Consider the following 8895-nt stretch of genomic DNA (forward strand, 5'->3'; position numbering starts at 1 on the left):
CCTCTGCCGGGGCACGCCTCGGCAGGGGCTCTCAGCGCAATCTCCAACTAAATTTCCAGACGTCAGGTTACAGTACCAGTCTGTTTCACGATACCATAAGCCGTAGAAAGCCCCAGGCCAGTCCCTTCACCCGTTCGCTTTGTCGTGTAGAACGGCTCAAATATTTTTTGCAATTTATCAGACGGTATTCCCATACCCTGATCAATGACGCGCAGGCAGACATATTGGCCCGCGGGCACGCTCACCCGGTCCCGTTCCAAGGGTTTTGACAGAGTGATGCACTCCGTTTCGATCTGTATCTCACCGCCGTCCGGCATCGCATCGCGTGCATTGACCACAAGGTTCATCAAGACCTGTTCCAACTGGCGTTTATCGGCGCGGATCGCCTTGAGGACCGGGTCGTGGCTGAGTGTCAGGCGCACCTTTTCGCCAACGAGACGGTTCAAAAGATGGGTCAGGTCCGCCATGGTATCGCGCAGATCCAATTCCTCGGGGCGCAGTGTTTGCTTGCGCGAAAAGGCGAGCAATTGTCCGACCAGTGCGGCAGCGCGATTGGCATTCTGATTGATCTGAATCAGATCGCTGTAATCCACGTCGCCCTGATCATGGCGCAAGAGCAGCAGATCGCAATGGCCTGAAATCGCGGTCAGCAAGTTGTTGAAGTCATGGGCCACACCACCCGCAAGCTGCCCGATCGCCTGCATTTTCTGACTTTGCACAAACTGGGCTTCCAGCGTTTTCAATTCGGTTGCATCGGCCAGGACCGCAACAATCGATGTTTCACCATCCTCGGACATGCGGTTCAGAGCCACCTGAACAAACATCTCTTTATCCGCGCGCTTCAGGCGCAGGAATTCGGATTGCTGCACGGCGCGGCCGGAGATCGTTTCGTCCAGCCAGTCCTCGACGGGCCGCCCCAGACCTTCCATCAGGTCCGATAGATGCGCCCCGTCGGTGAGCGTATTGCCAATCAGATCGGCACCGGTGCGGTTGAAACTGCGCACATGTCCATCGGGAGAGAAGCGGACCAGCGGCACAGGCAGGTCTTCGAACGACGACCAGGTACTGACCTCTGAAACCACAGGCGGTGGCAGCAGATAGAGTGCCGTTCGTCCTGCTCCGGCATCAACCTCGGTGACCAGGACATTCATCGGCCCGTCCGTGCCCGAAATTTGCGCAATGGCCCCCGATGTGACCGGCAAGGTGTCAAACAGCGCATCCAGCGCCTTGACACGCCGGCCGGTCAATGCGCGGGCAGGCTCGTTCATGTACAAGACCGTGCCGGTACGCCCCACCATGATCATTGGCAGGCCCGGACCGTCCGTCCCGCGGCCCTGCCCCATATCTGGAACAGCTTCCAACCGCCACAGCAACTGGTCACCGCCCACTTGATGCACACTGAGCCTTATGTGACCTTTGCGCGTAACAATGTCCTCGCGCGCGGCCCCTTCAAGCTCTGCCTGTCCTTTCAACCGGAACAAAATCCCGCTCGGGTTTGCAAATGTATTGCGCAAAGCGGTGGCAAGCGTCTCTCCGCGCCGAGCCGAGTAAACTGCGCGCGCTGCTGCATTTGCACGGACAACCTCACCATCCTGGGTACACACAAAGCTGGGCGATGAATCTTTTTCAATGAAATCAGAAATCACTCCTGTCGCGTGATCGCTGGTCTTGCGGCTTTTTCGGGCGGCGATCATGAGAACAAGGCCGAGCAAGCTCAATGTGGCACCCGCCGAGACAAGTCCCAATCGGAGCGTCTGATCCGGCGCAAGATAAGCCATGACACAGAGCACCAATGCTACGCCGAGAAGAACCATGGAACGCTGGGATCCATGTTCGGAAATCCGCGCAAGGTGACTATGCGTGAGCGCGTTCTCTGGCACCAAAAACCTCCAACAACTCGATTCGCTGGGGTCCGTTGTGCGCAGCGAAGGGTTAATCGCGCCTTAACCAGAGCCCAATATACACGTCCCGCGTTAGCCGATATGTGATTTTAAACTTATGGTTGAGTAATTCAGCTTATGCGCGCTGCGTCAAGTGCGCGCAAAAAAACCCGTCGCCCGCCGCATCGACAGGCCAAGTATGTGCCGCAGATTGCCGCCAATCCCTGTGTGCATTGAGGAAATGCGCGATTTGCGCTGCATTCTCCTCCTCAAGAATGGAACATGTCGCATAAACGAGGCTGCCACCGCTGACGACGAACGGCAAAGCCGCTTCCAACACGCTAGCTTGAGTGTCGCAGAGGTCCGCAAGCCGCTCGGCCGTCAATGACCATTTGGCCTCAGGTGTGCGCCGCCAGGTGCCGGACCCGGAACAAGGCGCATCACAAAAGACAAGATCAAACTGGCCTGCCGACGCCAGATCATCGGGCGCGAACATTGTGATTTCGTGCCCGCCACGCGCCGCACGTGCAGGCAAATCCTGCATCCGATCCGGGGCGATGTCGTGGGCGGTGACATCCCATCCCGCCGCCGCAAGCGCCAATGCCTTGCCACCCCCTCCGGCACAAAAATCCAAAGCACGTCCTGTCCCGCAAAGACCGGCAACAGCGGCCTGGCTGGCGGCATCCTGCAGCTCGACCAAACCCGTTTGGTACGGCACCGAGTTGCGGATCCGGCGCGCGCCTTCTGTCACGGTCAATGCTGTCGCTGCCCGCGCATTCGTACTGGCAATCACCCCTGCTTTCGCCAAGGCATCGATTGCAGCCTCCGCTGTCGTGCGCGCGGCATTCACACGCAATGTCACCGGCGCACGGTCTGTCAGCGCCAGCGCGGTGCGCTCTGCATCATCGCCGAGGCTATGTTGCAACAGCGGGATCAACCAATCCGGCATGTCCCAGCGCGATCCAAGATCTTGCGGCGCTGCGCCGACAGATAATTCGTCCTCGCTGAGTGGCGCCGCACCGTAGCCGGCACCATCAAAAAGCACTTCAAGATCCGCGCCTTGCGCGCGTAGACGACCGATCATACGCGCCCGGCCCTTTTCTCCCCCGCCGCGCAGGGCATCACTGCGCCAGTGCCGCAAGACGTCGAATACATAGTCCCGCACAGCGGCCCGATCTTTTGAGCCCGCATAGCGACTGCCGCGCGCCCATCGGCTCAACGCCTGTTCGGCCGTCGCGCCTTCAACGATGGCATCAAGCACATCAATGGCTGCCGCCACGCGTGCGCCCGGCGTCATTTGACGAATTCAACGTAAAGAACAGGACACAAGCGCATGTTTTACAACATAACTCTGTAATTCGGAGACTCGCGCGTAATCTGAACATCATGCACGTGGCTTTCCTTCAGTCCCGCCCCGGTGATCTTCACAAACTGGCAATTCTTGCGCATATCTTCGACAGTGGCGCAGCCGGTATAGCCCATGGCCGCGCGCAATCCGCCGACCAATTGGTGCACAACCGCACTTGCGGACCCTTTATAGGGCACCTGCCCCTCGATCCCTTCGGGCACCAGTTTGTCGCTGGCTGCATCCTTCTGGAAATACCGATCTGCTGAGCCACGCGCCATCGCGCCCAAGCTGCCCATACCCCGATAGGATTTGAAGCTCCGGCCCTGATACAGGATCACTTCGCCCGGGCTTTCATCCGTACCGGCGATCATCGACCCGACCATCGCACAGGAGGCACCCGCCGCAATCGCCTTGGCAAAATCACCGGAGAACTTGATACCACCATCCGCAATCACAGGCACATCACCCGCAGCCGCACTACAGTCGAGGATCGCGGTCAATTGGGGCACACCGACGCCGGCGACCATTCGTGTCGTACAAATCGAACCGGGTCCGATACCCACCTTGATGGCGTCTGCGCCCGCATCGATCAGCGCGCGCGTTGCCGCGCCCGTTGCCACATTACCGGCCACGATTTGAACCTCGTTCGACAGCGCCTTGGCGCGGCGTACAGCCTGGGCGACCCCTTCGGAATGTCCATGGGCTGTATCGATGACGATCATGTCGACGCCCGCTTCCACCAGAGCCTGCGACCGCTCGAAACCCGCATCGCCCACGGTCGACGCCGCAGCGACACGCAAACGCCCAAGCTCGTCCTTGCAAGCGGTGGGGTTCAGCACCGCCTGTTCGGTGTCCTTGAGCGTCAGAAGGCCCGTCAACTTGCCCGTCCCATCTGTTACCAGCAGCTTTTCGATGCGGCGGGCCTTCATCAGACTGATAGCTTCATCGCGATCTGCGGGCTCATGCAATATCGCCAGGTTGTCAGAGCTCATCATGACCGCAACCGGCGTCGCATCGTCGCTGGCAAAACGCATGTCGCGATTGGTGACGATCCCCAGCACGCGGCCCCGTTCATCGACGACAGGAAATCCCGTAACCCGGTAGCGCTCTTGCAATGCCTTCGCATCGGCCAATGTCTGATCGGGGCGCAGGGTGATCGGATTGTAGACAATACCGCTTTCAAACCGTTTCACACGACGAATTTCGCGGGCTTGCGCCTCGACATCCAGATTTCGGTGGACAACGCCCATCCCGCCCGCCTGTGCCATGGCAATCGCCATACGCCCTTCGGTCACTGTGTCCATGGCCGAGCTGAGCAGCGGGATATTCAGATCAATGCGCTGGGTCACACGGGTGCGGGTATCAGCCGTTGACGGCAGCACATTGGACGCGGCTGGAACCAGCAAAACATCGTCAAAGGTAAGTGCCTCGCGAATCTCCATTGGGGGATCTCCTTGGGAGGTTTCGTTTGACGCTTTCTAATGTCATGCGCCTTGAGAAATGGAAAGAGCGACACGATCTTTTGTGGCTCTTGAGTCCGCGCCACATGAATATGTTTCCAGATGAGCCGGATCATGAACCAGCCTGTGGCTGTTTGAGGCGCCGATGAACCGAAACGTTGCGATGGCGTAATGACAACATGGGCCGAACATCGGCAAAACGGCGCGCTTGATTGTCCCATGTCCCAAACGCGGCACACAGTACTTGAACCATCAACGAAATGCTGTTTTCCGGAGATCCGAAGACCCATAGCTTCGGTCCTGTCGCCCTGGCCTTACAGCGCCCCGACCAACACCAAACGAACTTAAAAGGGCCATAGAGTATCGCAGACCTACCACGCAAACTGCCTGAACCTGCGCTCCATCAGCATCGCATCCTCTGAAAAACCCGTCTTCTTTCGCGATCCGAACGCGTTGTCGGCCGACGTCGCGATCCTCGCAGCCGCGGTTGTTGCCGCACTTGGGTATGCAGCAAACGCCATGAGCGGTGCAGATATAATCCACACTGACATCCAAGGATCATGCCGAAAAATCGCAACAAGCCTTCGCGCCGCACTCCAAGCAGGCGCCCTACCGCTCACAATCGGAGAAGAGCACTCGGTCAATATCCCTTTCATAGACAGCATGTCTCACAAGAGAGGCATTCAAATGCCGTAATCGATAAACATCTCGAGGTCACGCGCCAAAACCACGCTGGAGTCTCAAACGAAGTCCGGATCCCCTGCTTCATCTTGCCAGAAAAACTCCCCCCGGAGGGCCGGTTGCGTCTGTGTCATCCGAAAAAAGTGACGCGCATCCACCTGCTCCTGTCGTTTGACGGCTTTCCCCTCTGGCGCGTCTGCGTATGGTGGCGCAACTCAATAATCCGAGGCCCGTATGAGCACTGAACCTCTCGTTGTATTCACTCCGTCCGGCAAACGGGGGCATTTCCCAATCGGCACGCCTATTCTGACCGCGGCCAGGCAATTGGGGGTCGACCTCGATTCCGTCTGCGGCGGGCGCGGAATTTGTTCCAAATGCCAGATCACGCCAAGCTATGGGGAATTCCCCAAACACGGCGTGCGCGTCGCCGAAGGCGCTCTTTCGGAGTGGAACAAAGTCGAGCAACGCTACAAGGACAAACGCGGACTGCTGGATGGGCGTCGTCTCGGCTGTCAGGCCACCGTTCTGGGCGATGTCGTCGTGGACGTGCCGCCCGAAAGCCAGGTTCACAAGCAAGTGGTTCGAAAGCGTGCCGAAGTGCGCGATATCGTGATGAACCCCTCCACCCGGCTCTTTTATGTGGAGGTGGAAGAACCCGACATGCATGAACCCTCAGGTGATCTGGAACGGCTTGTGCGCGCCATCGAAACGGAATGGAGCATCACGAACATCCATGCGGATCTGCATATCTTGCAATCGCTGCAACCCACCCTGCGCAAGGGTGACTGGAAAGTGACCGTCGCGATCCACCTTGGGGACGCCGAAAACGCACCACGGATCATGCATCTCTGGCCCGGCTACTATGATGGCACAATCTACGGAATGGCCGTCGATCTCGGCTCGACCACCATCGCTGCGCATCTATGTGACCTGATCTCGGGCGAGGTCGTGGCGTCTTCGGGCATCATGAACCCGCAAATCCGCTTTGGCGAAGATCTGATGAGCCGCGTGAGCTATGGCATGATGAACGCCGGTGGCGCGCAGGAAATGACACGCGCCGTGCGCGACGGCATGAACGCGCTCTTTACCCAGATCGCCTCGGACGCACAGATCGACAAGGGTCTGATCGTCGATGCCGTCTTCGTCTGCAATCCGGTCATGCACCATCTGTTCCTGGGCATTGATCCTTTTGAGTTGGGTCAGGCCCCTTTTGCACTGGCCACTTCGGATTCGATGCGCTTGCGGGCCGATGACCTTGATCTCAACATCCACCCGTCGGCCCGTGTTTATCTGCTTCCCTGTATCGCCGGCCATGTGGGCGCAGACGCGGCCGCCGTCGCACTCAGCGAAGCCCCCGACAAGTCCGAAGACCTCGTGCTGGTCGTGGATGTCGGGACCAATGCCGAGATCCTGTTGGGCAATACCGAAAAAGTGCTGGCGTGCTCTTCGCCGACGGGACCCGCCTTTGAAGGCGCGCAGATCACATCGGGCCAGCGTGCCGCCCCGGGTGCCATAGAACGGGTCGAGATCGACCCAGACACCAAGGAGCCCCGCTTTCGCGTCATCGGCGTGGACCTGTGGTCAACCGACGCGGGCTTTTCGGAGGCCGTGGCCGTCACCGGTGTCACCGGCATTTGCGGTTCTGGCATTATCGAGGCCATTGCGGAAATGCGCATGGCGGGCTTGTTGGACCCGTCCGGGTTGATCGGAAGTGCGGCGCAAACCGGCACCTCGCGCTGTATTCCGGACGGGCGCACCCATTCCTATGCCCTGTATGACGGAACCGCCATCGGTGGCCCGCTGATCACCGTCACCAACCCCGACATCCGCGCGATTCAGATGGCAAAGGCGGCGCTGTATTCCGGTGCTCGGCTCCTGATGGACAAATTTGGCGTCGACCATGTCGACCGTGTGGTTCTGGCCGGCGCATTCGGCGCCCATATTTCGCCCAAACATGCGATGGTTCTGGGCATGATCCCGGATGCGCCGTTTGAAAAGGTCACGTCGGCTGGAAACGCCGCAGGCACCGGTGCACGGATCGCTTTGTTGAACCGGGACGCCCGGGCCGAGATCGAAGAAACCGTGCGCAAGATTCACAAGGTCGAAACAGCCATCGAACCGCGCTTTCAGGAGCATTTCGTGAACGCCTCGGCAATCCCGAACGCCTCTGATCCCTTCCCGATCCTGAACAGTCTGGTGACTTTGCCAAAGGTTAATTTCAACACTGGCGGAGACAGCGAAGGCGGAGGACGGCGCAGGCGACGCCGTGCATGAAACAGCGGGCATTTTCACGCATATCAGATGACCTTCGTTTCCTGTATTGATCTGCAACGCAGGTCTTCTCTGGATGGGCCGCAAATTCGGAACATGTCACATCAAAGAGGCACGCTATGAGCAATGCAGATCAGGAAGAATTCTGGAGTACTGTCGCGGGCCGGTCATGGGTGGCCTTGCAACTGGAAATGGATGCAATGTTGCAGCCCGTGCTGGATCTTGTCCTGCACCGCGCGGCTCTGCCCGCCGGTGCGCGTGTGCTGGATATCGGGTGCGGCACAGGAGCAAGCGTGCTGCAGGCCGCAGAGCACGTGGGGCCACAGGGCCATGTCACGGGCCTCGATATATCGCAGACGATGCTGGATCTTGCGCGGTCGCGTCTGAAAGATCACCCAAACACCGAGTGCCTCAAGGCTGATGCACAAGTCCACGCGTTTGAAGCGCACGATTATGACGCGCTCATTTCCCGGTTTGGCGTCATGTTCTTCGATGACACCACAGCTGCTTTTTCCAATATATCACGGGCCCTTGCACCCGGCGCTTCGCTGACCTTCGCGGCTTGGGGCCCCGCCCCCCAAAATCCGTATTTCATGCAACCCGCCAAGATTGCATCCGAGGTATTGGGGCCGATGGACAAGATGGATCGCACCCTGCCCGGCCCTTTCGCTTTTGAAGATCACGTGCGCATCATTCCGATGTTGCAAGCCGCAGGCCTTCAGGACGTCTTGGTCGATCCTGTGTCATTGCACCTCACGCCACCGGGCACGGTGCAGGAAACAGCAGAGAAAATGTGCCAGATTGGTCCGGCGGAACGGACGCTGACGCATTACGAGGCCACCGATGCGGATCGCGCCCGCCTTGTCGCGGCTCTGGCGGACTGGCTGACGCGTTGCGAAACAGACCGCGGGATTGAAGTACCCGCTCTGATCAATTTGTATCAGGCCAAAGCACCCGGATAACCTGGGGACAGGCTCGTGTCCGGGGAGACGATACTTTTCGTTATCCACCAATGCTGTATTTTTGGCAGCAAATTGGATGGAATCTCAATTCATGAACGGAATGATCGAAAGTCAGGTGCGATATGTTGTTTGCAGAAGCACCGGAGCAGGGTCAGTTCAACTGACAACAAAAAGCTTTTTGAGCCGGGTTTTACCGCAAGCCCCGGGTCGAATTACTAGGCAGCACACCCATTAATTCTTGTTTGATTGCATAGTTTTGTGATTCAGTTTCGTTCAAACAACGGGCGGGAGGA

5 protein-coding genes and 1 pseudogene are annotated in these 8895 nt (G+C 58.6%); 3 read left to right on the forward strand and 3 right to left on the reverse strand.

Annotated elements, in window-relative coordinates:
• Window positions 1-74: 74 nt before the first annotated feature.
• From LC354_RS24665 to guaB, 3 genes and pseudogenes are all read right to left on the reverse strand, one after another.
• A pseudogene (locus tag LC354_RS24665) lies at window positions 75-1814 on the reverse strand (two-component system sensor histidine kinase NtrB); the annotation flags it as partial.
• Window positions 1815-2016: 202 nt separating this feature from the next.
• Window positions 2017-3177 carry an RsmB/NOP family class I SAM-dependent RNA methyltransferase gene (locus LC354_RS24670; protein ID WP_223428628.1) on the reverse strand — a complete coding sequence of 387 codons (1161 nt, stop codon included), beginning with the start codon at window positions 3175-3177 and terminating at the stop codon, window positions 2017-2019.
• Window positions 3178-3218: 41 nt separating this feature from the next.
• Window positions 3219-4670: an IMP dehydrogenase gene (guaB, locus tag LC354_RS24675; protein WP_223428629.1), complete on the reverse strand. Its 1452-nt coding sequence runs from the start codon at window positions 4668-4670 to the stop codon at window positions 3219-3221.
• A gap of 537 nt (window positions 4671-5207) precedes the next feature.
• On the opposite strand from guaB, the gene LC354_RS28170 reads away from it, so the two are divergent.
• The 3 genes from LC354_RS28170 (at window position 5208) to LC354_RS24685 (ending at window position 8602) form a co-directional block, all read left to right on the forward strand.
• Complete coding sequence (locus LC354_RS28170) at window positions 5208-5384, forward strand: arginase family protein (protein WP_399204299.1); 177 nt, start codon at window positions 5208-5210, stop codon at window positions 5382-5384.
• 219 nt (window positions 5385-5603) lie between these two features.
• Window positions 5604-7643: an ASKHA domain-containing protein gene (locus tag LC354_RS24680; protein WP_223428630.1), complete on the forward strand. Its 2040-nt coding sequence runs from the start codon at window positions 5604-5606 to the stop codon at window positions 7641-7643.
• A gap of 116 nt (window positions 7644-7759) precedes the next feature.
• Window positions 7760-8602 carry a class I SAM-dependent methyltransferase gene (locus tag LC354_RS24685; RefSeq protein WP_223428631.1) on the forward strand — a complete coding sequence of 281 codons (843 nt, stop codon included), beginning with the start codon at window positions 7760-7762 and terminating at the stop codon, window positions 8600-8602.
• Window positions 8603-8895: the final 293 nt, after the last annotated feature.

This window comes from Tateyamaria pelophila, from assembly GCF_019966495.1.
GTDB classification, from domain to species: Bacteria; Pseudomonadota; Alphaproteobacteria; order Rhodobacterales; family Rhodobacteraceae; genus Tateyamaria; species Tateyamaria pelophila.